This is a genomic window from Methylobacterium sp. GXS13 (genome assembly GCF_001455965.1).
Lineage (GTDB): Bacteria > Pseudomonadota > Alphaproteobacteria > Rhizobiales > Beijerinckiaceae > Methylobacterium.
This window is the reverse complement of sequence record NZ_LKKO01000051.1, coordinates 1-23,547: the sequence shown is the minus strand read 5'-3', so window position 1 is coordinate 23,547 and position 23,547 is coordinate 1. Positions and strand designations below refer to the sequence as shown.

The 23,547-nt window shown below is 69.7% G+C and carries 22 protein-coding genes and 2 pseudogenes; 12 read left to right on the top strand and 12 right to left on the bottom strand.

Annotation, left to right across the window (positions count from 1 at the left end):
- Positions 1 to 20: 20 nt before the first annotated feature.
- Together AO398_RS18775 and cpaB are read right to left on the bottom strand one after the other, a co-directional pair.
- Positions 21 to 1,592: a type II and III secretion system protein family protein gene (locus tag AO398_RS18775; protein WP_058193657.1), complete on the bottom strand. Its 1,572-nt coding sequence runs from the start codon at positions 1,590 to 1,592 to the stop codon at positions 21 to 23.
- 5 nt (positions 1,593 to 1,597) lie between these two features.
- Positions 1,598 to 2,407, bottom strand: a complete 810-nt coding sequence (gene cpaB, locus AO398_RS18770; RefSeq protein WP_058193654.1) for a Flp pilus assembly protein CpaB — start codon at positions 2,405 to 2,407, stop codon at positions 1,598 to 1,600.
- A 324-nt stretch (positions 2,408 to 2,731) separates the two neighbouring features.
- On the opposite strand from cpaB, the gene AO398_RS18765 reads away from it, so the two are divergent.
- A complete protein-coding gene (locus AO398_RS18765; RefSeq protein ID WP_058193688.1) occupies positions 2,732 to 3,907 on the top strand; it encodes an ABC transporter substrate-binding protein in 1,176 nt (391 codons plus the stop codon).
- A 144-nt stretch (positions 3,908 to 4,051) separates the two neighbouring features.
- On the opposite strand, the gene AO398_RS18760 is transcribed toward AO398_RS18765, so the two are convergent.
- Both AO398_RS18760 and AO398_RS18755 read right to left on the bottom strand, forming a co-directional pair.
- Entirely contained in the window at positions 4,052 to 5,215 is a 1,164-nt protein-coding gene (locus tag AO398_RS18760) for an iron-containing alcohol dehydrogenase (protein WP_058193652.1), read from the bottom strand.
- A gap of 86 nt (positions 5,216 to 5,301) precedes the next feature.
- Positions 5,302 to 6,213 carry a LysR family transcriptional regulator gene (locus AO398_RS18755; RefSeq protein ID WP_058193686.1) on the bottom strand — a complete coding sequence of 304 codons (912 nt, stop codon included), beginning with the start codon at positions 6,211 to 6,213 and terminating at the stop codon, positions 5,302 to 5,304.
- Between the two features lie 119 nt (positions 6,214 to 6,332).
- On the opposite strand from AO398_RS18755, the gene AO398_RS18750 reads away from it, so the two are divergent.
- The 7 genes from AO398_RS18750 (at position 6,333) to AO398_RS18720 (ending at position 14,951) form a co-directional block, all read left to right on the top strand.
- Positions 6,333 to 7,829 (top strand): CoA-acylating methylmalonate-semialdehyde dehydrogenase, encoded by a 1,497-nt coding sequence (locus AO398_RS18750; protein ID WP_058193650.1) that lies wholly within the window; start codon positions 6,333 to 6,335, stop codon positions 7,827 to 7,829.
- 258 nt (positions 7,830 to 8,087) lie between these two features.
- Positions 8,088 to 9,230 (top strand): isobutyryl-CoA dehydrogenase, encoded by a 1,143-nt coding sequence (locus AO398_RS18745; RefSeq protein WP_058193648.1) that lies wholly within the window; start codon positions 8,088 to 8,090, stop codon positions 9,228 to 9,230.
- Positions 9,230 to 10,291, top strand: a complete 1,062-nt coding sequence (locus AO398_RS18740; protein WP_058193646.1) for an enoyl-CoA hydratase/isomerase family protein — start codon at positions 9,230 to 9,232, stop codon at positions 10,289 to 10,291. Before AO398_RS18745 ends, AO398_RS18740 begins: the two co-directional genes overlap by 1 nt.
- A 185-nt stretch (positions 10,292 to 10,476) precedes the next feature.
- Positions 10,477 to 11,370 carry a 3-hydroxyisobutyrate dehydrogenase gene (mmsB, locus tag AO398_RS18735; RefSeq protein ID WP_058193682.1) on the top strand — a complete coding sequence of 298 codons (894 nt, stop codon included), beginning with the start codon at positions 10,477 to 10,479 and terminating at the stop codon, positions 11,368 to 11,370.
- The gene (locus AO398_RS18730) at positions 11,370 to 12,146 is read left to right on the top strand and encodes an enoyl-CoA hydratase (RefSeq protein ID WP_201025799.1); all 777 of its coding nucleotides are present in this window, start codon (positions 11,370 to 11,372) and stop codon (positions 12,144 to 12,146) included. Before mmsB ends, AO398_RS18730 begins: the two co-directional genes overlap by 1 nt.
- Positions 12,147 to 12,375: 229 nt before the next feature.
- Positions 12,376 to 14,109, top strand: coding sequence for an AMP-binding protein (locus tag AO398_RS18725; protein ID WP_058193642.1), 1,734 nt, complete (start codon positions 12,376 to 12,378; stop codon positions 14,107 to 14,109).
- A gap of 209 nt (positions 14,110 to 14,318) precedes the next feature.
- Complete coding sequence (locus tag AO398_RS18720; RefSeq protein WP_058193640.1) at positions 14,319 to 14,951, top strand: transglutaminase-like cysteine peptidase; 633 nt, start codon at positions 14,319 to 14,321, stop codon at positions 14,949 to 14,951.
- A 90-nt stretch (positions 14,952 to 15,041) separates the two neighbouring features.
- Here AO398_RS18720 and AO398_RS18715 read toward each other — a convergent pair whose 3' ends face one another.
- Entirely contained in the window at positions 15,042 to 15,299 is a 258-nt protein-coding gene (locus AO398_RS18715; protein ID WP_007565945.1) for a hypothetical protein, read from the bottom strand.
- 319 nt (positions 15,300 to 15,618) lie between these two features.
- Here AO398_RS18715 and AO398_RS18710 point away from each other — a divergent pair, with 319 nt between their 5' ends.
- The gene (locus AO398_RS18710; RefSeq protein ID WP_058193638.1) at positions 15,619 to 16,326 is read left to right on the top strand and encodes a transglutaminase-like cysteine peptidase; all 708 of its coding nucleotides are present in this window, start codon (positions 15,619 to 15,621) and stop codon (positions 16,324 to 16,326) included.
- Positions 16,327 to 16,333: 7 nt separating this feature from the next.
- Here the strand turns inward: AO398_RS18710 and AO398_RS18705 are convergent, their stop codons facing one another.
- From AO398_RS18705 to AO398_RS18675, 7 genes and pseudogenes are all read right to left on the bottom strand, one after another.
- The gene (locus tag AO398_RS18705) at positions 16,334 to 16,663 is read right to left on the bottom strand and encodes a hypothetical protein (protein ID WP_058193636.1); all 330 of its coding nucleotides are present in this window, start codon (positions 16,661 to 16,663) and stop codon (positions 16,334 to 16,336) included.
- Between the two features lie 128 nt (positions 16,664 to 16,791).
- Positions 16,792 to 17,007: a DUF3126 family protein gene (locus AO398_RS18700; protein ID WP_007565940.1), complete on the bottom strand. Its 216-nt coding sequence runs from the start codon at positions 17,005 to 17,007 to the stop codon at positions 16,792 to 16,794.
- 105 nt (positions 17,008 to 17,112) lie between these two features.
- Entirely contained in the window at positions 17,113 to 17,976 is an 864-nt protein-coding gene (cysE, locus tag AO398_RS18695) for a serine O-acetyltransferase (protein ID WP_058193634.1), read from the bottom strand.
- A 333-nt stretch (positions 17,977 to 18,309) separates the two neighbouring features.
- A pseudogene (locus AO398_RS18690) lies at positions 18,310 to 19,194 on the bottom strand (helix-turn-helix transcriptional regulator); the annotation flags it as partial.
- 335 nt (positions 19,195 to 19,529) lie between these two features.
- Positions 19,530 to 20,492 (bottom strand): transglycosylase SLT domain-containing protein, encoded by a 963-nt coding sequence (locus AO398_RS18685; RefSeq protein ID WP_058193630.1) that lies wholly within the window; start codon positions 20,490 to 20,492, stop codon positions 19,530 to 19,532.
- A gap of 188 nt (positions 20,493 to 20,680) precedes the next feature.
- The gene (locus AO398_RS18680; protein WP_058193628.1) at positions 20,681 to 21,502 is read right to left on the bottom strand and encodes a Cof-type HAD-IIB family hydrolase; all 822 of its coding nucleotides are present in this window, start codon (positions 21,500 to 21,502) and stop codon (positions 20,681 to 20,683) included.
- A gap of 3 nt (positions 21,503 to 21,505) precedes the next feature.
- Complete coding sequence (locus AO398_RS18675) at positions 21,506 to 22,081, bottom strand: gluconokinase (RefSeq protein ID WP_058193627.1); 576 nt, start codon at positions 22,079 to 22,081, stop codon at positions 21,506 to 21,508.
- Between the two features lie 177 nt (positions 22,082 to 22,258).
- Here AO398_RS18675 and AO398_RS18670 point away from each other — a divergent pair, with 177 nt between their 5' ends.
- The 3 genes and pseudogenes from AO398_RS18670 to AO398_RS18665 all read left to right on the top strand — a co-directional run.
- Positions 22,259 to 22,510 (top strand): DUF3072 domain-containing protein, encoded by a 252-nt coding sequence (locus AO398_RS18670; RefSeq protein WP_058193625.1) that lies wholly within the window; start codon positions 22,259 to 22,261, stop codon positions 22,508 to 22,510.
- Between the two features lie 230 nt (positions 22,511 to 22,740).
- Positions 22,741 to 22,992, top strand: a complete 252-nt coding sequence (locus AO398_RS27595; RefSeq protein WP_082643342.1) for a hypothetical protein — start codon at positions 22,741 to 22,743, stop codon at positions 22,990 to 22,992.
- 191 nt (positions 22,993 to 23,183) lie between these two features.
- Positions 23,184 to 23,547 (top strand): annotated as a pseudogene (locus tag AO398_RS18665) (sugar transporter); the annotation flags it as partial.

Genomic DNA, 23,547 nt, shown 5'->3' with positions numbered 1-23,547 from the left:
CCGATCCTGGAAGCGGGGCGCTACTCGACGATGAAGCCGACACGGCCGCGATAGGTGCGCCCGAGCGGGGCGGCGCCGACCTTGCCGTAGATGCGGTTGACCTGACCGAGCAGCACGGCCTGCCCGTCGGTGGCGTCCACGAAGTTGTCGTCGGGCCGGGCCACCTGCTTGGGCTCCATCACCCGGGCGATGTAGGGGGTGCACATGATCATCAACTCGGTCTCCATGCGCTGGTAGTCCCGGGACCGGAACAGCGCGCCGAGGATCGGCAGATTGATCAGCCCGGGCAGGCCGGTGATCGCCTGCTTGTTTACTTGCTGGATGAGGCCCGCGGTCATCATCACGCCGCCCGAGGGTAGCTCGACCGTGGTCTCGGAGCGGCGCACCCGGGTGCCGGGTACCGCCACCGTCGAATTGCCGATTGTGTAGTTGAAGCTCTGCTGTGGATCGATCTCGGTTACATCGGTCGCCACGCGGATCGAGATTCTGTTGTCGGCCAGCACCACGGGCGTGAAGGACAGAGCCACACCGTAGGGCTTGAAGGTGATCCCAGGTGTACACAGGCCGCCGACCGCGCAGGTGGCCGAGGACGGCACCGGAAACTCGCCGCCGGCCAGGAATTTTGCGGCCTCGCCCGAGATCGCGGTCAGCGTCGGCTCGGCCAGGATGCGGGAGACGCCCGCCTGCTCGAAGGCCTTCAGCGTCGCCTGCAGCGAGAAGCCGGCCCCTTGGACGGATGCCGCGATCTGATTGCTTCCAGCGATGTTGCCGTTGATTGGGAAGGGAAGGGCGTTGCTCAGTACGTTCGGCACCATGGCGGGCACCTGCGTCGCCGACGCGGTTCCGGCTCCGATGAGTTGCTGGCCAAGGGTGCCGACCGGATTCAGCGCCGACCAATTCCCCGTCATGTTGATCCCGAACTGCTTCAGGACGTTGCGGGACACCTCGACCACGGTGACGCGCAGCATCACCTGATCCTTGTTGCGGATCGTGAGGTTGTTGATCACCGCGCCCCGCGCGCCGCCCGAGACGCCGCCGCTCGGCGCACCCGTGGCGGCCGCGGCGCCGCCCAGGCCGACGAAGGCGTTGGCGATGTCGATCGCCTGCTGGGCGTCCGAGGAGGAATTGACCGAGCCCGACAGCAGCACCGAGGCGCCCGACGAGCGCACGTCGAAGCGGCCGCCCGGGATGCTCTGGCCGAGCAATTCGCGCAGCGTCCCGAGGTTGAGGTCCCGGGCCACGGTGACGTCGAGGGCGGCGATCTGGCGGCCCTCGGCGTCCATGATGAAGATCGAGGTGGCGCCATCGGCCATGCCGATCACGAACACCTTTCGGGTCGAGCGGACGACGGCGTTGGCCACCGCCGGATTGGCGACGAACACCTCCTTGGCGTCCCGCGGCAGGTCGACGATCACCGAGCGGCCCGCGGTCAGCTCGACCCGGCGGCTCGAGGCGGCCTCCGCGGAGCCCACCGTAAGCACCGGGGCAGGGCCGAGGGTCGGGCGCTCCTGCGCGCCGAGCGGCCCGGCATGCACCAGGGCCAGCAACGCGACGGCACGCGCCGAGCGGAGGAGGGTCGGCAGGGCAATCATGGGGATCACGGCGTCTGCTGCCGCGCGACGCCGAAGCGCACGACGGTCAATCCGGGTTCGGGCGTCTGCGCCATTGCGGACTCGACCGGCTCGGCTGGCCGGCCCGCATCCGCGAGGCTGCGCAGCGCGAGCGAGAGCGAGCCGACCTTCTGGGCGAGCGTCAAAGTCTCCGCCTGGGCGGGGGTGACGGCGAGGGTGGCGGTCTCGCCGGTGACGACGTTGGTGCCGTTCTTCTCTTGGATCAGCTGACCGATCGCCAGGACGCGGATATCGGTCAGGATGGTCTGGGAGAACTGGACCTCGCTGTTGTTCGCGCGCGAGTTGGCGTCGTCGCGAAAGGTGCGGATCACATCGACGCGGTCGTTGGGCAGGATGAAGCCGCCGGCCGAATTGGTGCCGCGGCTGTCGGTGACGATGGCGACCGCGCGCATCCCGGCGGGCAGGATCGCGGCCATGAAGCCGCTGTCGGGCCGGACCAGCTTCTGCGCCCGGATCGGCTCGCCCGCGAGGAAGCCGGAGCGCACGGAGGCGCCGACCGTCTCGTCCAACGCCTTCGCGTTGTCCTTGCGGCTGATATAGCCCGCCGTCATGGCGCCATCCGGCCAGGGCTGCCAGCGCAGGTCCGCAGCCCGCAGGACCTGGCCCATCGGCATGTCGGTGGCGGCCACCAGCACCTCGGTCATCGGAGGCGGCGGCGGCAGCTCGGCCTTCGGGGGCGGGGGCGGCGGAGGCGGATCGCCGCCGCTCATCAGGAACGCCGCCCCGCTGCCCGCTGCGAGAGCGATGCCGAGGACGGCGAGACGGGCTGGATTCATCGCATCGCCACGCGCCGGAGACGGCCGAATTGCCGTCCATCACCGGACCCTGCGCGGCCATTCGTGTACTTATGGTTAAGGTATTATAACTGCGCCGATCGGATACGGTCCGAAATCGGGGCGGTCGCCGGCGTGCGTCACAACCGGCGCGATCTCTCAATCTCGGCCCAATCCTGGCCGTGGCGCGACTTCCGCGGCTGCAATAGTCTGATCCCGAACCCGCGTCAGAATCGGGTGCTCGGATCATCCGGGCAAAACATGCCGGGGAGTGACATGATCAGACGATTTGGCAGTGCAGTGCTGGCCACTGCTTTGGCGGGCACGATGCTGGGCTCGGGCCCGGCCTCGGCGCAAGGGGCCTTCTCCGGCAACGTCGTGCGCATCGGCGTGCTCAACGACCAGTCCGGCCTCTATGCCGAGTTCGGCGGCCAGGGCTCCATCGAAGCCGCCCGGATGGCGGTAGAGGACATGGGCGGCAAGATCGACGGCGTGCCGATCGAGATCCTCTCGGCCGACCACCAGAACAAGCCCGACATCGCCTCGGGGATCGCCCGGCAATGGTACGACCGCGACGGCGTCGACGCGATCATGGAGCTGACCACCTCCTCCGTGGCGCTGGCGGTCCAGGGCCTGTCGAAGGAGAAGAAGAAGATCACGATCACCACCGGGGCGGCGTCGAGCGACCTCACCGGCAAGGCCGGCACGCCCTACGGCTACCATTGGGCCTACGACACGCGGGCGCTCGCGGTCGGCACCGGCGGCGCGCTGACCCGGGCCGGCGGCGACACGTGGTTCTTCCTGACCGCCGATTACGCCTTCGGCTCCGCGCTGGAGGCCGATACCAGCCGCGTGGTGCTCGCCAACAACGGCAAGGTGCTGGGCAGCGTCCGCCACCCGCTCTCGAACCAGGATTTCTCCTCGTTCCTGCTCCAGGCGCAGGGTTCGAAGGCGAAGGTGATCGGGCTCGCCAATGCCGGCCTCGACACCTCCAACTCGATCAAGCAGGCGGCCGAATACGGCATCGTCGAGGGCGGCCAGAAGCTCGCGGCGCTGCTGTTCACCCTCTCGGAGGTGCATGGGCTCGGCCTCAAGGTGGCGCAGGGCCTGACGCTGACCGAGGGTTGGTACTGGGACGCCAACGACGAGACCCGCGCCTTCGGCCAGCGTTTCATGAAGCGCACGGGCCGGATGCCGAACATGATCCAGGCCGGCACCTACTCGGCGGTCCTGTCCTACCTGAAGGCCGTGAAGGCGGCGGGCACCGACGAGACCGAGGCGGTCAACGCCAAGCTCAAGGCGCTCCCGGTGGACGATGTCTTCGCCCATGGCGGCATCGTCCAGCCGAACGGCCGCATGGTGCACGACATGTACCTGTTCGAGGTCAAGAAGCCGGCCGAGTCGAAGGGCGAGTGGGACCTCTACCGGCAGCTCGCGACCATCCCGGGCAAGGAAGCCTACGCATCGCCTGCCGACAGCGGCTGCCCGCTGACGGCGAAGTAGGTCCGGTCGAGGTCACTCCGTCATCGCGAGCGCAGCGAAGCGACCTAGGGTAGCGCGACATGAATGGTCGTCGCGCTGCTGGATTGCTTCGCTCCGCTCGCAAAGACGGTAGTGCCACCGGTTATCGCCCGCTCGCCCGGGATCTCACGCCGCCCACACCCGCCGATACAGCGCCTGGATTTCCTCGGCGGTCGGCTCGATCGGGTTGTTGGCGGGGGAACCGGACGCCAGGGCCTGGGCGGCCATGGTCGGGAGCAGCGCCTCCCAGCGGTCCGGGTCGATCCCGTATTCCCGGGGGCCGGGCACATCGAGGTCGTCGTTGAGGGCCTCGAGCTCCGCCACCAGGGCGCTGACAGCGGCCCGGTCGTCTCCGTCGACGCCGGGGATGCCCATGGCCCGGGCGCAGGCTGCGTAGCGCCGCACCGCGGCAGGAGCCGAGAAGGCGGTGACCACCGGCAGCAGCATCGCGTTCGAGAGCCCGTGCGCCACGTGGAAATGCGCGCCGATCGGTCGGCTCATGCCGTGGACCAGCGCCACCGAGGCGTTCGAGAACGCGATGCCGGCCTGGGTCGCGCCGAGCATCATCGCCTCGCGCGCCGCCCGGTCGCTGGGATCGGTCCAGACCCGGCGCAGGTTCGGGGCGATCAGGTGCATCGCCTGGAGGGCGAGCCCGTCCGAGAACAGGTTGGATTTGCGCGAGACATAGGCCTCGATGGCGTGGGTCAGCGCGTCGATGCCGGTATCGGCGGTGAGGCGCTTGGGCTTGGTCAACGTCAGCTCGTAATCCACGAGCGCCGCCACGGGCAGGTAGGCCAGCCCGATACAAAGCATCTTCTCGTCCGAGGCCTCGTCGGTGACGATGGTGAACCGGGTCGCCTCCGAGCCGGTGCCGGCGGTGGTGGGGATCGCGACGATCGGCAGGCCCGGCTCGTCCTGCTGGCGGGGCGCCTTGTAGTCGCGCATATGGCCGCCGTGGCGGGCCAGCACGGCCACCGCCTTGGCCGTGTCCATCGGGCTGCCCCCGCCGAAACCGACCACGCAGTCGAAGTCGCCGGCCTGGAGCGCGGCCAGCGCCGCCTCCACGGAGGCCACGGTCGGGTCGGGTACGGTCTCGGAAAAGATCGTCGCGCGGGTGCCGGCGCTGGTCAGGCGTTCGAGCAGCGTGTCGGTGCGGCCGCTGCTGACCAGATAGGGGTCGGTGACCACGAAGGGGCGCGACAGGCCCAGCTGGCCCAGCACCTCCGGCAGCAGCCGCGAGGCGCCGGCGCCGATGCGCATCAGCCGGGGCAGGGCGATCGAGGCGACCATCGTTTTGATCCTTCACCCAGTGGCCATGCCGGCCTGCGGACGCGTCGATCTTACGGTGCGGGCCGCCGCCGCGAAACCGCCGCCGCTTACACCGCCGGCCCGGCGAACAGCAGGAAGGCCGCCTCGACCTCCCCGGCGATGAAGCCCGCCACCGCCCGGATATGGGCCGCCTTCCGGTGGTCCTCGTGGATGTGCATGTGGAACGAGCGCGTCAGCGACACCGCCTCGGGCAGCACCGGGGCCAGCCCGGGATGGGCCGCCGCGATGAAGGCCGGCAGGATGCACAGGCCGGCGCCGTTCAGCGTCGCGTGGACCTGGGCCAGCAGGTTGGTCGAGCGCAGCCGCGCCGAGACGGAGGGCTCCAGGGCGCCGAGATAGTTGAGCTCGCGCGCGAACAGCATGTCCTCGATATAGCCGACGAAGGGATGCGCCGTGAGGTCCGAGACGGCCGTGATCGGCGCCGCGGCGGCGAGGTAGGCGTCGGACCCGTAGACGAACAGCCGGTAATCGGTGAGCCGGCGGGCCACCACCCGGGCCTGCTGCGGGGTCGACAGGCCGATGACGATGTCGGCCTCGCGCTTCGACAGGCTGAAAATCCGCGCGGTCGCCATGATCTCGACCTCCAGTCTCGGATGGCGCTCGGTCAGCCGGTGCATCCGCGAGGCCAGGAACAGGCTGCCGAACCCGTCCGGGGCGCCGATCCGCACCGTGCCGGAGACGGCCCGGGCGCCCGCCTCGGTGGCGGTCTTGGCCGACAGGAACGCGCTCTCCATGGCCTCGGCCACGGTCAGCAGGTGGGCGCCATCCTCGGTGAGCGCGTAGCCGAGGTTGCTGCGATGGAACAGCCGGGCGCCGAGCCCCTCTTCCAGGGCGCGGATCCTGCGCCCAACCGTTGTGTGCTCGGTGCCGGTGCGCGCGGCGGCGGCGCTCAGGGTGCCGGTGCGCGCCACTGCCAGGAAGAACCGCAGGTCGTCCCAGTTGCGCCCCGTCCGGCTCATGCCCGCAAACCCGCTGTGCATCGATGCACGACGGCTGTAAGCGCATCCGGCTTTATCGTTCAAGCGATCCTGTTAGGCTGCGCCAAAACCAAATCGATAACGACAACAGGGAGGCGCTCATGCGCACGATCGGACACTTCATCGGCGGCCGTCTCGTCGGCGGCGAGAGCGGGCGATTCGCCGACGTGTTCCACCCCTCGACCGGCGAGGTCCAGGCCAAGGTCGCACTGGCCAGCAAGGCCGAGATGCGCGCCGCCGTGGAGAACGCCGCGGCGGCCCAGCCGGCCTGGGCGGCCACCAACCCGCAGAAGCGCGCCCGGGTGATGATGCGCTTCCTCGAACTCATTCGCGGCGAGAACGACGCCCTGGCCGAGCTGCTCGCCTCCGAGCACGGCAAGACCGTGCCGGACGCAAAGGGCGACATTCAGCGCGGCGTCGAGGTGGTCGAGTTCGCCTGCGGAATCCCGCACCTGCTCAAGGGCGAGTACACCGAGGGCGCCGGCCCTGGCATCGACGTCTATTCCCTGCGCCAGCCGTTGGGCGTCGTCGCCGGCATCACGCCGTTCAACTTCCCGGCCATGATCCCGCTGTGGAAATGCGCCCCGGCCATCGCCTGCGGCAACGCCTTCATCCTGAAGCCGTCCGAGCGCGACCCGAGCGTGCCGCTGCGCATCGCCGAGATCTTCCTAGAGGCCGGTCTGCCGCCAGGCATCCTCAACGTCGTCAACGGCGACAAGGAAGCCGTCGACGCGATCCTCGACGACGAGGACATCCGCGCGGTGGGCTTCGTCGGCTCCTCGCAGATCGCCGAATACATCTACGTACGCTCCGCTCAGACCGGCAAGCGCGCCCAGTGCTTTGGCGGCGCTAAGAACCACATGATCATCATGCCCGACGCCGATATGGGTCAGGTCGTCGATGCTCTGATCGGCGCCGGCTACGGCTCGGCCGGCGAGCGCTGCATGGCGATCTCGGTGGCGGTGCCGGTGGGCGAGGCCACGGCCGACCGGCTCATGGAGAAGCTGATCCCGCGGGTCGAGTCGCTCAAGATCGGCCCGTCGCATGACGGCTCGGCCGATTACGGGCCGCTGGTCACCGCCGAGGCGGTCCGGAAGGTCGCGGGCTACATCGACCAGGGCGTCGCCGAGGGCGCGCACCTGGCCGTCGACGGCCGCGGCTTCAAGCTCCAGGGCTACGAGAACGGCTTCTACATGGGCGGCTCGCTGTTCGACCGTGTCACCCCCGACATGACCATCTACAAGGAAGAGATCTTCGGTCCCGTCCTCTCGGTGGTCCGGGCGCAGAACTACGAGGAGGCCCTGGCGCTGCCCTCGACCCACCAATACGGCAACGGCGTCGCGATCTTCACCCAGGACGGCGACGCGGCGCGCGACTTCACCGCCCGGGTGAATGTCGGCATGGTCGGCGTCAACGTGCCGATTCCGGTGCCGATCGCCTACCACACCTTCGGCGGCTGGAAGCGCTCCGGCTTCGGCGACCTCAACCAGCACGGGCCGGACGCGATCCGCTTCTACACCAAGACCAAGACGGTGACGCAGCGCTGGCCGAGCGGCATCAAGAGCGGGGCGGAGTTCTCCATCCCGACGATGCGGTAGGGCCGCCTCCGCCCTTGCCGGCTCCGATGCGCGCCGGATGCACGACGCGCTCTCCTCCCCCTTGCGGGGAGGCGTTGGAGGTGGGGGCGGTGCAGAAGGCACCGCCGGGTTCCATCCGGAACCACCCCCACCCCTGACCCCTCCCCGCAAGGGGGAGGGGAGAGCGTGGTGGTTCAGAGGTTTGGTGCCGAACCCGCCGGGTGATCCTACCCCCGCATAGGGGCAGGTGCCGTGTTCTGACCTAGTGGAGTGACGCCCATGAGTTTCGGGCTCGATGAGGATCGGACCGCGATCCGCGAGATGGCGCTGGGCTTCACGGCCGAGCATATCGCGCCGCACGCCCTCGACTGGGACCGGGACAAGACCTTCCCGGTCGACACCCTGCGGGCGGCCGCGGCGCTCGGCATGGCCGGCATCGACGTGCGTGAGGATGTCGGCGGCTCCGGTTTGTCGCGACTCGACGCCGCCCTGATCTTCGAGGCGCTGAGCACCGGCTGCCCGACCGTGGCGGCGTTCCTGTCGATCCACAACATGTGCGCCTGGATGATCGACGCCTACGGCGACGCGGACCAGCGCCAGCGCTGGATCCCGGCCCTGATGGGCATGGAGACGATCGCCAGCTACTGCCTGACCGAGCCGGGCTCGGGCTCCGACGCGGCGGCGCTCCGCACCCGCGCCGAGCGGGACGGCGACCATTACGTCCTCACCGGCGAGAAGCAGTTCATCTCCGGCGCCGGCGTCAGCGACCTCTACATCTGCATGGTCCGCACCGGCGCGGCGGGGCCGAAGGGCATCTCGGCGATCGTGGTCGAGAAGGGGACGCCCGGCCTCTCCTTCGGCGTGGAAGAGCGCAAGATGGGCTGGAACGCGCAGCCGACCCGGGCCGTGCGGTTCGACGGCTGCCGGGTGCCGGTGGCCAACCGCCTGGGCGCGGAGGGCCAGGGCTTCCGCATCGCCATGAGCGGCCTCGATGGCGGCCGCCTCAACATCGCCGCCTGCGCGCTGGGCGGCGCCCAGTCGGCCCTCGACAAGACCCTGGCCTATATGGGCGACCGGCGCGCCTTCGGGGCGAAGCTCACCGACTTCCAGGCGCTGCAGTTCCGGCTGGCCGACATGGCCACGTCGCTGGAGGTGTCGCGCACCTTCCTGCGCCACGCCGCGGCCGCGCTCGATGCCAAGGATCCCGCCGCGACGCAGCTCTGCGCCATGGCCAAGCGCCACGTTACCGACGCTGCCTTCGAGGTCGCCAACCAGGCCCTGCAGCTGCACGGCGGCTACGGCTATCTCGCCGAGTACGGGATCGAGAAGATCGTCCGGGACCTGCGCGTGCACCAGATCCTCGAAGGCACCAACGAGATCATGCGGGTGATCATCGCCCGCGCGCTGACCGGGGGACGCTGATGTCCGATGTGATCGTCGAGCGCGTCGGCGCTCTGGGGCGCCTGCGCCTCGACCGGCCCAAGGCCCTGAACGCCCTGACCCACGGCATGGTCCGGGAGATCGACGCGGCCCTGAACCAGTTCTCCGCCGATCCCGGCCTCGCTGCGGTGCTGCTCACCGGCGAGGGCGAGCGCGGCCTCTGCGCCGGCGGCGACCTGCGCGGCCTGTACGACAACCCGGGTGCCGCGTTCGCGGAAGCCTTCTGGCGGGACGAGTACCGGCTTGACGCGCGGATTGCGGCCTACGAAAAACCGTTCGTGGCGGTGATGGACGGCATCACCATGGGCGGCGGCGTCGGTCTCGCGGGGCATGCCGCCCACCGGGTCGTCACCGAGCGCTCGCGCGTCGCCATGCCGGAGACCGGCATTGGCTACCTGCCGGATGTCGGCGGCACCTGGCTGCTGCCGCGGGCGCCTGGCCAAGTCGGCACCTATCTCGGCCTCACTGGAGAGCCGGTCGGCGCCGCCGAAGCGATTTTTTGCGGGCTCGCCGATCTGCTGGTGCCCACGCAGGCGCTCCCCGACCTGATCGACGCGCTGTCGGCGCTGCCCCCCAATGCCGGCGATGCGGGAGTCCGGGACGCGCTCGGCCGGCTGACGCGCGATCCCGGCGAACCGCCCCTGGCGCAGCATCGCGAGACCATCGAACGCTGCTTCGGCTTCGACATGGTCGACGAGATCCTGTCGGCCCTGGCGGCGGACGGCTCCGCCTTCGCAGCGGCGACCCGCAAGACCCTGCTGACCAAGTCCCCGTCGAGCCTGGTCCTGACGCTTTGCCTGCTGCGCCTCGGCCGGCGCTCGCCCAACCTCGAAGCCTGCCTGGAGCGCGAGTTCCACGCCTCGCTGGCGCTGCTGGAGGAGGGCGATTTCCGCGAGGGCATCCGGGCGGCGGTGATCGACAAGGACAAGAGCCCGCGCTGGAACCCGCCGAGCCTCGACGCGGTCGATCCGGCCCGGATCGCAAGCTGGCTCGATCCGCGGGCGGAGCCGGTGTTTTCGCAAGGCCGCACGGGGCCGGTGTGATGTGAGGCGGTTTCTCCCAAGCACACCCTCATCCTGAGGTGCCCGGCGAACACAGATCGCCGGGCCTCGAAGGAGCCCTCCAGCCGCCGCGCGATCCCTGGAGCCCTCCTTCGAGGCGGCTTCGCCGCACCTCAGGATGAGGGGATGGTTTGGAGGGGCAATAACAAGCGAACGGGAGGGGTATGATGGCACAGACCATCGGGTTCATCGGTCTCGGCAACATGGGCGGGCCCATGGCGGCCAACCTCGTGAAGGCGGGGCATGAGGTGCGCGGGTTCGATCTCGCGCCGGCTTCCCTGGAGGCGGCCCGGGAAGCGGGGGTCGCGGTGGCGGGCTCGGCCCTGGAGGCGGCCGAGGGGGCGGAGGTGGTGGTCACCATGCTGCCCGCCGGGCGGCACGTGGTCGAGGTCTGGACCCAGCTCGCCGACGCCCTGCCGGGCGGCACCCTGCTGATCGATTCCTCGACGGTGGATGTCGAGAGCTCGCGCAAGGCCCACGGCCTCGCCGAGGCGCGGGGCTGCCTGTCGGTGGATGCGCCGGTCTCCGGCGGGACCGGCGGCGCCAAGGCCGGGACGCTGACCTTCATGGCTGGCGGAGCCGAGGCGGCCTTCGCGAAGGCTGAGCCCCTGCTGAAGGCCATGGGCAAGAACGTGTTCCATTGCGGCGCGGCCGGCGCCGGCCAGGCGGCCAAGATCTGCAATAACATGATCCTCGGGATCTCGATGATCGGCGTCAGCGAGGCCTTCGCGCTGGGCGAAAAGCTCGGGCTGTCGCACCAGGCGCTCTACGACGTCGCCTCGGTCTCCTCCGGCCAGTGCTGGTCGCTCACCACCTATTGCCCGGTGCCGGGTCCGGTGCCGACCTCGCCGGCCAATGCCGGCTACAAGCCGGGATTTGCCGCCGCGCTGATGCTCAAGGACCTCCGCCTGGCACAGGCGGCGGCGCTGGCCTCGGGGGCGGCGACGCCGCTCGGCGCCGAGGCCGCACAGATCTACGGGCTGTTCGAGGGCCTGGGCCACGGGGGAGAGGACTTTTCCGCGATCATCCGTATGCTTCGCGGATCGGGGAGTGAGTCGTGATGGACGCCTACGAGACGATCCTGACGGAGACGCGCGGGCGGGTCCTGCTGATCACCCTCAACCGCCCCAAGGCGCTCAACGCCATCAACGCGCAGCTCACGGCTGAGGTGATCCGGGCGGCGACCGAGGCGGATGCCGATCCGGGCATCGGCTGCATCGTCATCACCGGCTCGGCCAAGGCCTTCGCGGCCGGGGCCGACATCAAGGAGATGCAGCACGCGACCTACGCGGAGATGTATGCTGGCGACCGCTTCGCCGACTGGGAGCGGTTCACGTCCGTGCGCACGCCGATCATCGCCGCGGTGGCGGGCTACGCGCTGGGCGGCGGCTGCGAACTCGCCATGATGTGCGACTTCATCCTGGCCGCCGACACGGCGCAGTTCGGTCAGCCCGAGATCAAGCTCGGCGTCATGCCGGGGATCGGCGGCAGCCAGCGGCTCACCCGCTTCGTCGGCAAGTCGAAGGCCATGGAGATGTGCCTGACCGGCCGGATGATGGATTCCGCCGAGGCCGAGCGCGCCGGCCTGGTCTCCCGGGTGATCCCCGCGGACCAGCTCCTCGACGAGGCGCTGAAGGCGGCCGAGACCATCGCGTCGATGTCGCTGCCGATTGCCATGATGACCAAGGAGGCGGTCAACCGCTCCTACGAGACCACGCTGACCGAGGGCGTGCGCTTCGAGCGCCGGGTCTTCCACGCGATGTTCGCCACCCAGGACCAGAAGGAGGGCATGGCCGCCTTCGTGGAGAAGCGGCCGGCCCGGTTCGAGAACACGTAATTCCGATTTTCCCTCCCCCCTCTGCGGGGGAGGGTGGCCCGCGAAGCGGGTCGGGAGAGGGGCAGCGCGACGCAGCAGAGTATGACGCCCGTCGCGACCATTCCGGATATGGCGCTCCCCTCTTGCGGGACTTCGTCCCGACCCGACCCCTGCTGACGCAGGGGCCACCCTCCCCCGCAGAGGGGGGAGGGGATCCAAGAGCCTACGAATAACGACGGGGGGAACGACCATGCCTAGCTTCCGGGAGGCCCGCGATCTTCTGCTGGCCCATCGTACCGACTACGCGGCGGCCGTTTCGGCCTTCGCCTGGCCGGACCCGGTGCCGTTCAACTGGGCGCTCGATTGGTTCGACGCCGAGCTCGCCGGCCCGGAAAGCCGCGACCGCACCGCGCTGCACATCGTCGAGGCCGCCAGCGGCGCCGAGCAGAGCCTGACCTTCCGGGAGATGGCGCGCCGGTCCAACCAGGTCGCCAACCACCTGCGCGGGCTCGGGCTGAAGCGCGGCGACCACCTGCTCCTGCTGCTCGGCAACGTCCCGGCCCTGTGGGAGACCATGCTGGCGGCGATGAAGCTCGGGGCCGTGGTCATCCCGGCCACCACCCTGCTCACCGCGGACGAGCTCGCCGACCGCCTGGCCCGCGGCCGGCCCCGGGCAATCATCGCCGGCCCGGAGCAGCTCGGGCGCTTCGCCGGCCTGGAGACCGGCGGCGCGATCCGCATCGTCACCGGTGCGGCGACGGAGGGCTGGAGCGCCTACGACGACGCGTTTAGCGCGCCCGAGACCTTCACCCCCGACGGGCCGACCGCGGCCGACGACCCGCTGCTGCTCTACTTCACCTCCGGCACCACCGCGAAGCCGAAGCTGGTGCGCCACAGCCACCGCTCCTATCCGGTCGGGGCGCTCTCGACCATGTACTGGCTCGGGCTCAAGCCGGGGGACGTGCATTGCAACGTCTCCTCGCCGGGCTGGGCCAAGCATGCCTGGTCGTCGTTCTTCGCCCCCTGGAATGCCGGCGCGACCATCCTGGTGATCAACCAGGCGCCGTTCAATGCGGCCGCGCTGCTCACGCAACTCGAGCGCACGCGCGCCACCACGCTCTGCGCGCCGCCCACCGTCTGGCGGATGATCATCCAGGAGGATCTGACCGGCCGGACGCTGGCTTTGCGCGAGATCTGCGCCGCCGGCGAGCCCCTGAACCCCGAGGTGATCGAGCGGGTGAAGGACGCCTGGGGTGTCACGATCCGCGACGGCTACGGCCAGACCGAGAGCACGGCCCTGATGGCCAACACGCCCGGACAGCCGGTGGTGCCCGGCGCCCTCGGCCGGCCGCTGCCCGGCTATCGCGTGCGCGTCCTCGACGCGGATGGCGAGCCGGCCAGCGAGGGCGAGGTCTGCCTCGAACTCGGCGCGCATCGCCCCGCGGGTCTGATGCAAGGCTACGACGACGGCAGCGGCAACCTGTCGGGCGCGGACGGCGCGCTCTACCGCACCGGCGACGTCGCCTTCGTGGACGACCAGGGATGCTACACCTTCGTGGGCCGCGCCGATGACGTGTTCAAATCCTCCGGCTACCGGATCAGCCCGTTCGAGCTGGAGAGCGTGCTGATCGAGCATCCGGCGGTGGCGGAAGCCGCGGTGGTGCCGATCCCCGATCCGATGCGCCACACGATCCCGAAGGCCTATGTCTCGCTGGTGGCGGGCGCCTCGGTCGGCCCGGAGACGGCGCTCGATATCTTCCGCTTCACCAATGCCCGGCTGGCGACGTTCAAGCGGCTGCGCGGGCTCGAATTCGTCACCGAGCTGCCCAAGACCATCTCGGGCAAGATCCGCCGTGTGCAACTGCGCCGCCTGGAGCATGACGGCGTCACCGAGGACCCGCACCGGGGCCGAGCCTACACGCAGGCGGATTTTCCGGAGCTGAAGGGCGAGACGGAGCGCAAGCTCGACCAGACGGCGGGGTGATCCGGCTCTTCTACGGACCGTAACGCACCCTCAAGGTTTCCGGTTTCCGAACCGGAAGCCGCGGATTGTCCGGGTTTCTCAAGGCGCCCATCGACGGTGTCGCGCTAGAGCCCGCCGCCGCGGGCGAATCGATAAAATTGCGCCGATCCGCTTCAGCGCCGCGGAGGCTCTGCGGCGCAATCCTGTCCTCAACAACGAGGACGGGTTCGATGGGCGCGGGGCTTCTCAAGACGGTTCGGGTGACGCTCGCTGGCGCGCTGGTGCTGTTCGGCCTCGCGGCGACCGCCGAGGCCCAGACCCTGGCGAGCCTGCCCGCGGAGAACGGTGCCAAGGTGCTCGGCGATGCCCGCCCGATCGCGGCCTGGGTGACGTTCTGCCAATCCTACGCGGTGGAATGCGCGGTGGACCGAAGCGAGCCGGCCCGCATCAGCCTGACGCCGGCAATCTGGGCGACGATCGTCTCAGTGAACCGCCGGGTGAACAAGTCGGTCGAGCCAAAGACCGACATGGAGCATCTCCATGTCGCCGACCGCTGGGACCTCGCCGAGGATGGCATCGGCGATTGCGAGGATTTCCAGCTGCTCAAGCGCCATCTGCTGGCCGAGGCCGGCCTGCCCCGGCGGGCGATGCGCATGACCGTGGTGATCGACGAGAAGGGCGAGGGCCACGCGGTCCTGACCCTGATCACCGACCGGGGCGACCTGATCCTCGACAACAAGACCAACGTGATCGAGGCCTGGCACAAGACCGGCTACGTGTTCATCAAGCGCGAGAGCCAGGACGCGACGGCCTGGGTCTCGCTCGGCGGCGTCACCTCGCCGGTCACCACCGCCAACCGCTGAACGGGCCTTCGGCCCGCCAGTCCGTTCGGGGTTTCCAAAGGACCTCAGGCCCTGTGGTCGGGCTCGGGACGGGGTCCCGAGAGGTCTTGCTCAGGCGGCGCGGCTCAGCGACGGCTGCGCGAGGTTCGCCACGAAGGTCTCGACACGGCCGATGAAGCCGGCGAGGTGAGGGGCGATGCCCCGGAGGCTGGCGAGGTCGCGGACCAGGATGTCGCGCGACAGGGCACGGTCGCCCTCGGTGGGCGACCCGGCGAGATAGGCTTCCACGGCGTGCTCGGCGATGCCGATGGCCCCGGCCCGACCATCCTCGGCGAGCGCTCTGATCACCTGCTGGATGGCGGGCTGCATCGTGAAATCCTTCTCTGGCCTGAGGCAATCCCGCGCGGGGATGGCCGGGTTCTTGCGAAATGATTGATCCACCCGCGAATCCACCCGCGGGCATCCCCTGTCTCAAGCCGGCAAAGCTGGTTCGAATCAAGCGCTTCCGTGAGCTGGCAGGGCGGCCATTCCGCCAGCGCATGCGCAAAGCGGCAGCAACGCCGATGCCGCACTCATAAAAAGCGGAACCGATCGAGCGCGCCGGACGTTTATTCGGCCGTTTCCACCATTGTGCGTTGCACCCGCGCGTGTCACCTTCCCGTCATCATCGGTCGATGGGGCGTGATCCATGCGGCACGCGGATGGTGGGATTCCGGCTCTCGCGCTCGTCGCGCCGCACTGGCGCGGATGGTCGATGCCGCTCCGCCGAGCCCGCCAGGCCGCGAGCCTTGCCCTGGTCGGGACGATCCTGATGCTGGGCGGCGCCAACACCCACGCCCATGCCCGCCTGACCCTGCCGGAGGGCGCGACCGCCCCCGAAGCCAACGGCCCCGTCGGCGCGATCACCGGCTGGACCGAGTTCTGCGAGCGGATGCCGGAGGAATGCCGCATCGACGCCGCAGAGCCCGCGGCGATCCCGCTCACCGTGGCGGTGTGGCGGACCCTGCGAAGCGTGAATCATCGGGTGAACAGCCGCATCCGGCCGATCACCGACCAGGCGCATTGGGGCGTCGTCGACCGCTGGGATTTTCCCGATGACGGGTTCGGCGATTGCGAGGATTACCAGTTGCTCAAGCGGCGGATGCTGGCCGAGCGCGGCCTGCCGCGGCGGGCCCTGCTGATGACCGTGGTGATCGACGAGACCAATGCGGGCCACGCGGTGCTGACGGTCCGCACCGATCAGGGCGACTTCATCCTCGACAACAAGACCGACGCGATCCGCCCCTGGCGGCGCACCGGCTACAGCTTCATCAAGCGCGCGGGCCAGGACGGCCAGACCTGGGTCTCCCTGGAGGGCCGGGATGGCGCCGCGCAGGTGGCGACCGCGGAGCCGTGAGACAGCGTCAGGCGCCGACCAGCATCGCCGCCAGATCGAGGGCGACCCGGCCTGAGAGCAGGCCCCAGCCGCAGGCGATGACGGTCGCCAGCATCACGAAGGGCATCGGCCGGCCCTCGATCTTGCGGCCGCGCAGGGTGTTGCGCAGGATGATGAACGGCGCCGAGAAGGCCAGCATCGGCAGGGCCGCCACCGCCGGCAGGCCGCCACGCTCCAGCAGGCTGAAGCTCGCCCGCCGCGTCGCGAACAGCTCGAAGGCGCTGGCAATCAGCCCGGACAGGGCCAGGCCGATGCACAAGGTCCGGATCGATTCGAGGGCCGCAGGCGTGAGGACCATTATTCGCGCTCCTAAAAAGGCTGCGCGCAGTTTAGCCACACGGTTTACTGATTGTTAAGCAATCACGCGGGTTAGCCTTAACCCGTACACAGGCGCGGGCCGGTGGAACCCGGCCCGCGTCGGGTGCCTCAGGCCTCTTCCTCGAGGTCGATGTCGAGGATCGCCATGCGGAAGACGAAGGAATCGTCGCCGTCCTCCTTGTCGTCGGCGATGACGCCGATCGACTCCTCGCCGATGAACACCTCGGCGGAATCGCCGGTCTTCATCGCGGTCAGGCGGATGTTGTTGTTGGCGAACTTGCGACGCAGGTAGTCCTGCAGCTTCGCGGTCTCGGCTTTGGTCACGCTGTCTGGCCTCCCATGGCGACAATGATGTTGCGGCGCTGACGCCCGGATCGGCGGAGGGCTTGCCACGCGAGCGGCGGAGCGGCAAGCGCAGCCTTGTCGGGGTCAGATCCCGTCGCCCACGTGGATGAACTGGTCGAGGGCGACCAGCTGGTCCATGGCCCGGGCCGGATCGTCGCAGCCCGCGGTGCCGACGACCCGCGCCGGCACGCCCACCACCGTTGTGTTGGCCGGGACGGGCCGTAGCACCACCGAGCCCGCCGCCACGCGGGCGCAGGCGCCGACCTCGATATTGCCGAGGATCTTGGCGCCGGCACCGATCATCACGCCGCGGCGGATCTTGGGATGGCGGTCGCCGCGCTGCTTCCCGGTGCCGCCGAGTGTCACCCCGTGGAGGATGGACACGTCGTCCTCGATCACCGCGGTCGAGCCGACCACCAGGCCGGTGGCGTGGTCGAGGAACACGCCCCGGCCGATCCGGGCGGCCGGGTGGATGTCGCACTGGAACACCTCGGAGACCCGGCTCTGCAGGTAGAGCGCGAGGTCGCGCCGCCCCCGGGTCCAGACGTGGTGGGCCAAGCGGTAGGCCTGGAGCGCGTGGAAGCCCTTGAAGTACAGGACCGGCTCCAGAGCCCGCAGCGTCGCGGGATCCCGGTCGATCACCGCGCCGATATCGGCCCGGAACGCCTGCCCGATGGCGGGATCGGCGCCGATCGCCTCGTGGAAGGCATGGGCGACGAGCTCGGCGGGCAGCGACGGGTGCCCCAGCCGGGCCGCGACCCGGTGGGAGACGGCGCCCTCCAGGGTGGCGTGGTTCAGGACCGTGGCGACGATGAAGGAGGCGAGCTGGGGCTCGGTGCGCAGCACGTCCTCGGCCTCGGCACGCAGCCGCGACCAGACCGGATCGCAGACCGCGACGTCGCCCGTGTCCTGACGGAAGGCTGGGCTGAGGGCTGGGCTGGCGCTCATGGACGGTGGCTCATGATCGAGATGTCGGGCTCGCGCTTCGCTGGTGCGGCGGCGGATCGGGCCCGGTCACTTGCCCTGGCCGAACGCTGCAGCGGAGCTTTGGCGCAGCGGCAGACGCGGTGAAGGGCCCTGCCACCGCGGGTCATCCTAGCACATCGTCCTACCGGCGGGGCCATGCGCGGGGCGCTTGGTCTCAGGCATCGTGCGTTCCCAAACTTGGCGGACTGGGGCGGGACGAAGCCATAGCGTGGTGCGCCGCACCACGCCGATCAAGGGTACAGGGGGCGAGGGAGATGCCGCACTGGCGTCCCTGTCACCGGTCCCGAAGGCTGCTCAGCCGGCAACCATCGCGTCGCCGAACCGCGCCTCGATCGCCGTGATCAGCCGGTCGACCATGGTCTGGAGGGGGATGTCGGAGGTGTCGACCGTGGCCGAAGCCCGGGCGTAGAGCGGCTCCCGGCTCGCCAGCACGGCGCGCAGTTCCTGCATGGCCGAGGCATGGTCGCCGGTGGTGGCCAGGTGGCCCTGCTCGCGGACCCGGCTCATGTGCTCCTCGGGGCGGGCGCGGAGCCAGATCGTGTAGAAGGCCTGGAGCAGCAGGTCGTAGGTCAGCGGCTCGGCCACGATGCCGCCGCTGGTCGCCAGGATCAGCGGGCCCGGATGCTCGGTGAGGCGGCGCAGAGCCGCCTGCTCCAGCCGGCGGTAACCCTCCTGGCCGTAGATCGCGAAGATCTCCTGCACCGAGAGCGCGTTCTCGCGCTCGATCTCGGCGTTCAGCTCGACGAAGGTCCAGCCCAGGCGCTCGGCGGCGAGCTTGCCCAGGGTCGACTTGCCGGCGCCGCGCAGACCGATCAGCGCCACGCGCAGGCGGCCGCTGGATTCCGGGCGGCTGCCGCCGGAGAGCGCCTCCTTGGCGGCGGCGATCTGGGCCGGATTCGCCTGGCCGAGGAGGTCGCGGACAACCGGCCAATCGGGCAGGCCGTCATTGCCGGTGATCAGGTCGTCCAGCCGAACGCCCATGGCGTTGGCCACCCGCCGCAGCAGGATGATCGAGACGTTGCCCTGCCCGCCCTCGAGCTGCGCGATGTAGCGCTCCGAGAGGCCCGAGGTCTGGGACAGCACCTTGCGCGACAAACCGCGCACGGTGCGCGCGTGCCTGACGCGCCGCCCGAGATCCGTGAGAAAGAGCGATTCCTGTTCCAACACGCCGGTCATGGCGTCGTCCGCTTTCCTGCCAGCCCGAAAGCAGAGTGCTTGCCCTGCATGTCTGCCACTTCAAGATGAATTCTGATTCGCACCCGCAGATTGAGCGGGTGCTGCCCGACTGTTCGTACGAAGCCCGGCGTATCCTGCCTTGAAATCTGTATTGCGCCGCCTGTGCCCGGCGGCTTCAACCGATCGACGGGCTCTGGCCGCATCGATCCAACCCTGTTGCTGGCGTGGCGCCTATGTGTTGCGGAACGGCCCGGTGGTCAAGCCTTGAGCAGGATCCTCGTGTGGGCAGATGTTGGACAAGCGCTGGTTGTCCAAGCCCGATCCTGCCGTGCGCCGTATCACTCGACGGGGATCGCCGTAGCCTCGCGCACGGGCGCGGTTGCGGGCGCGCGGCGCGGTGCGGCGGCGGCCAGCAGCTGGATCGACGGCCGACGCGGCGGCAGCGGCACCTCGATCGCTTCGGCGACCGGGGCCGTCGCAGCCGCCGGCGTCATCGCAATTCCCTGCGTCACGGCGGTCGTCTCGGCCTGCGGCGACAGGCGCAGCTCGGCGAGCTGGGCCGGGGCGGCCTCCGCAAACGCGTTGGCGAGGCCGGCTGGCCGGCGCGGCGGCAGCGGCACCTCCACGGTTTCGGCCGAGGCCATCTGCACGATGGGGCTCGCGGCGGCAGCGGCCGGCTCGACGGAGAGGCTCGCATATTCGGCCACGCCGCTAAGGGCGGCCGGACGCCGGGGCGGAAGCGGCACCTCGACCGTCTCGGTCGGCACGGCCGCCACCGCCGCGGACGTGGGCGCGTAGGCCAGGGCCGCAGAAGCGGCGCTGGAATCGCTGACGCCGCCGCCGAACAGGCTCGCCAGGGCGCTCGCCGAGGCCGCCACGGGGGCCACCACCGCTGCGACTTCGCTGGAAATGCCCTGGCGCTTGGCTGCGTAGTAATAGCCGCGGTTGTAATACTGGTAGGCTTGGCTGACGTTGCCCTGGGCCGTGCGATAGGCCCCCGCCAGATAGGCGACGCCGTAGCGCAGGTTGGTCGCCGGATCGTAGAGCCCCGCGGCGTCGCCGGTATAGCCGAGGCTGCGCGCCGTTGCGTGCTTGATCTGCATCAGGCCGAGGGCGCTGCCACCCTTCGCTTTTGGGTTGTAGTTGCTCTCGCGCTTGACCACCGCGTGGACGAAGCTCGCCGGGACGCCGTTCGCCTTGGCCTGCTGCTCGATCAGTGCGTCGATGTTGTCGTGCGCGCCCTGCCCGAAGGCGGCGACGGGCACGACCGCGAGAGCGGCAGCCAGGAGAAGGCGATGCATTCTTGGACCCGGTCCTGCTTGTTCTGTGGTCAAGCTAGGTCGCGGGGAAATGAGGCCGGAAAGCGGCCTGGATTCGACGGCCTGTGGGCGACGGGGATGTCGGGCGCGTCTGTGCCCCGTGAGCCACAGGCATGCGCCGTCGGATTAACCATCCCGGTTATCCACAGGAGGGCGGGATCCGCCGGCCGTCAGGTGAGGATGAAGCGCGCGACGCCGTGGGCGAAGCCGTCTGCGCCGTTGCCTTCCGTGACCGCGCTGGCTGCGGCCTTCACGGCCGGCTCGGCATTGCCCATCGCCACTGAGAGACCGCTGCGTTCGAACATCGGACGGTCATTGCCGGCATCTCCGAAGGTCGCGATCCGTTCGGGCGGGATGCCGAGATGGCGGCTCATCCAGGTCACGAACTGGCCCTTGTCGAGCCCGGGCGGCGTCACGTCGAGGTAATAGGCCTGCGAGCGGTGCACCGTGGCGCGCTCGGCGAGCGCCGTGCCGATCCGGTCCTCGCAGGCGGCGAGATGGGCGTGATCGGGGCTGACGCCGACGATCTTCGAGGCCGCCCCCATGAGCGTGCCGAGATCGGCCACCACGCGCGGCTCGGCCCCGATCGTCCGCCGCTCGAGGTCGGTATAGGGCCCGACCGGGTCGCGCAGCCACCAGGCGCCCGAGGCGAAGACCCAGGCATCGAGGTTTTCGGCTTCGAGCCGCTCCAGGGCCTCGCGGGCGGCGGCCTCCGGGATCAGCCGCTCCTCGATGGTCGAGAGGTCCGGCCGGACAACGCTCGCACCATTGAACGCGCCCATCGGCAGGTCGAGGCCCAGCTCGGCGACGAGGGTTCGCAGCCCGAGCGGCGGGCGGGCCGAGGCGATGGTGAAGCCGATCCCGGCCGCGCGCAGGCGCTTCACCGCCGCAACCGTCGAGGCGGCGAGCCGCTTGTCGTCGGTCACCAGCGTGCCGTCCACATCGGAGATGACCAGGGCGATGCCGGTCGCCTTCTGTGCGTCCGTTGCCATCGTTCAGCTCCGTTCGGCTCGGATGTGGGCTTCTTCGGCGAGCTGCGCCACGACGCGGTCGGCGATGACCTCCGGCGGCGCATCGATCCCCACGCTGATCGGGTGCTCGTCGGGGCCGGGGGCTTCCAGGGTGGCGAACTGGCTGTCGAGCAGGCGGGGTGACATGAAGTGGCCGTGGCGCTCGGCGAGGCGCCGGGCAACCACGGCCCTGTCGCCGTCCAGGTAGACGATGCGCACGCGCCGGCTTCCGTGTGTGAGCACGTCCCGGTAGGCCCGGCGCAGGGCCGAGCAGACGACCACCCCGGATTCCCCGGCCGCGAGCCGGTGCTGGATCCAGACCGCGATCCGGGCCAGCCACGGGGCGCGGTCCTCGTCGTCCAGGGCGTGGCCGGCGTGCATCTTGGCCACGTGCTCGGGGGTGTGGAAGCTGTCGCCGTCGACGAAGATCCAGCCGAGTCGTTCGGCGATCAGGGCGCCGACGGTGCTCTTGCCCGAGCCCGAGACGCCCATCACCACGAGGACCTGCGCTGCGCTGGCCGCCGCTTCGGCCGCGTTCTGAATCCGCTTCTCCGAGGCCATCGGGATCCCCGTGCTCAGGGGCGCAACCGCGCGCCGCGCGTTTCATCAATAGGACCGGGGGACGGGAAGGAAAGGTTTTTTGGGGAACACCGGTCCTGCCGCGATATCCGCCGGAACCCCGGGGAGGGCGCCGCGTTCTCATTGGCGAGTGCGGAACATTTCAGGAACGAGAATCCCATGGCCAAGGCAGCGGACAAGCACGACGCGACCCAGGAGAACCCGAAGACGGATCCGAAGGATGTCTCGAACCAGATCAAGGATCCGGATCAGTGGACCACCGGCGGTGAGCCGATGACCGGGGCGCAGGCTTCGTATCTCAAGACTCTGTCGGAAGAGGCCAAGGAGCCGGAGGCGTTCGACGCCGAGATCGACAAGGCCGAAGCGTCCAAGCGGATCGATGATCTGCGGCACAAGGCCGGCCACGCCTGAGTATTTTCTTCATTGGCTCTGTAGCTCGGGGAGATCCCGGTTCTACACGGATGCTTCAGAGGGGGTCGGGACCTGTCCAGGTCTCGGCCCTTCGATGTTTCGGAGTGCAGTACTGAAAACGCCTCGTTTCGCGGACTCTCTTAAGCCCGTGGCAATGGGCGCTGCGCTAGACACTGCCTGTGCGGCGCGTCCGTCCAGGTGGACGCGTGCAACGGGAGTCGGAGTTACGGATGGCTGAGCCGAGCTGCGACAGGCCAGGGACGCGTCTCGGACGATCCCGTTTCTATGCCCGCGCCCGCGCCTGGCAGGCGCCCACCCGCGCCGCGCGGTTCGCCCGCGATGCACGAGGCTCCACGGCGATTGAATATGCCATGATCGGCGCCCTGATCTTCGCCGTGGTGGCGGGCAGCATCCGGTACTACGGCTCCCGAATGGTCCCGATCTACGATCAGATCAGCACGACGGTGACCCAGGCCAACTGACCCCGGTCGTCCGCCGCCTGAAACCGGCGCATGCCGCACATTTATCCCGCGTCTGCCCCGAAAAAGCTGTGCTTAGCGAGGATGAAACCGGCCTCTCGCCCGTCGCGGGCGGAGTGTGGCCCACCCGCTACGGACACCCTAGCCGCTATGGGCTAGGCACGGGCTCGGCAAAACCGATGGGCAACATCTGGATGCGCAAACTTCCCCTCGCTCTGCTCGCCATGACGGCGATGTCGGGCTGCACGTATCTGCCCGCGGCGGGTCCGACGGCGAGCGCGATCGAGGCGGGCGCGGAAGTCGCGACGGCCGACGGGGGCGTGCTCGCCCGCTACGAGATCATCGACGTCACCCCATCCGTGATCGAGGCCCTGCGCGGACGCCCCCTCGACAGCCTGCTCGCCTCCTTCGGCGACCACCGCCCGTCCACGGAGCCGGTGATCGGCATCGGCGACATGGTCTCGGTCTCGGTCTGGGAAGCCGGATCCGGTGGCCTGTTCTCCGGGCCGCTGGTCGCCGACCGGTTCTCCGCCGGCTCCAAATCCGCCCTCATCCCCG

What these genes read in the sequence shown, in the direction of transcription:
- AO398_RS18775 (WP_058193657.1), bottom strand. Translation starts at nt 1,592, where the DNA reads ATGATTGCCCTGCCGACCCTCCTCCGCTCGGCGCGTGCCGTCGCGTTG.
- cpaB (WP_058193654.1), bottom strand. Translation starts at nt 2,407, where the DNA reads ATGAATCCAGCCCGTCTCGCCGTCCTCGGCATCGCTCTCGCAGCGGGC.
- AO398_RS18765 (WP_058193688.1), top strand. Translation starts at nt 2,732, where the DNA reads ATGCTGGGCTCGGGCCCGGCCTCGGCGCAAGGGGCCTTCTCCGGCAAC.
- AO398_RS18760 (WP_058193652.1), bottom strand. Translation starts at nt 5,215, where the DNA reads ATGGTCGCCTCGATCGCCCTGCCCCGGCTGATGCGCATCGGCGCCGGC.
- AO398_RS18755 (WP_058193686.1), bottom strand. Translation starts at nt 6,213, where the DNA reads ATGAGCCGGACGGGGCGCAACTGGGACGACCTGCGGTTCTTCCTGGCA.
- AO398_RS18750 (WP_058193650.1), top strand. Translation starts at nt 6,333, where the DNA reads ATGCGCACGATCGGACACTTCATCGGCGGCCGTCTCGTCGGCGGCGAG.
- AO398_RS18745 (WP_058193648.1), top strand. Translation starts at nt 8,088, where the DNA reads ATGAGTTTCGGGCTCGATGAGGATCGGACCGCGATCCGCGAGATGGCG.
- AO398_RS18740 (WP_058193646.1), top strand. Translation starts at nt 9,230, where the DNA reads ATGTCCGATGTGATCGTCGAGCGCGTCGGCGCTCTGGGGCGCCTGCGC.
- mmsB (WP_058193682.1), top strand. Translation starts at nt 10,477, where the DNA reads ATGGCACAGACCATCGGGTTCATCGGTCTCGGCAACATGGGCGGGCCC.
- AO398_RS18730 (WP_201025799.1), top strand. Translation starts at nt 11,370, where the DNA reads ATGGACGCCTACGAGACGATCCTGACGGAGACGCGCGGGCGGGTCCTG.
- AO398_RS18725 (WP_058193642.1), top strand. Translation starts at nt 12,376, where the DNA reads ATGCCTAGCTTCCGGGAGGCCCGCGATCTTCTGCTGGCCCATCGTACC.
- AO398_RS18720 (WP_058193640.1), top strand. Translation starts at nt 14,319, where the DNA reads ATGGGCGCGGGGCTTCTCAAGACGGTTCGGGTGACGCTCGCTGGCGCG.
- AO398_RS18715 (WP_007565945.1), bottom strand. Translation starts at nt 15,299, where the DNA reads ATGCAGCCCGCCATCCAGCAGGTGATCAGAGCGCTCGCCGAGGATGGT.
- AO398_RS18710 (WP_058193638.1), top strand. Translation starts at nt 15,619, where the DNA reads ATGCGGCACGCGGATGGTGGGATTCCGGCTCTCGCGCTCGTCGCGCCG.
- AO398_RS18705 (WP_058193636.1), bottom strand. Translation starts at nt 16,663, where the DNA reads ATGGTCCTCACGCCTGCGGCCCTCGAATCGATCCGGACCTTGTGCATC.
- cysE (WP_058193634.1), bottom strand. Translation starts at nt 17,976, where the DNA reads ATGAGCGCCAGCCCAGCCCTCAGCCCAGCCTTCCGTCAGGACACGGGC.
- AO398_RS18685 (WP_058193630.1), bottom strand. Translation starts at nt 20,492, where the DNA reads ATGCATCGCCTTCTCCTGGCTGCCGCTCTCGCGGTCGTGCCCGTCGCC.
- AO398_RS18680 (WP_058193628.1), bottom strand. Translation starts at nt 21,502, where the DNA reads ATGGCAACGGACGCACAGAAGGCGACCGGCATCGCCCTGGTCATCTCC.
- AO398_RS18675 (WP_058193627.1), bottom strand. Translation starts at nt 22,081, where the DNA reads ATGGCCTCGGAGAAGCGGATTCAGAACGCGGCCGAAGCGGCGGCCAGC.
- AO398_RS18670 (WP_058193625.1), top strand. Translation starts at nt 22,259, where the DNA reads ATGGCCAAGGCAGCGGACAAGCACGACGCGACCCAGGAGAACCCGAAG.
- AO398_RS27595 (WP_082643342.1), top strand. Translation starts at nt 22,741, where the DNA reads ATGGCTGAGCCGAGCTGCGACAGGCCAGGGACGCGTCTCGGACGATCC.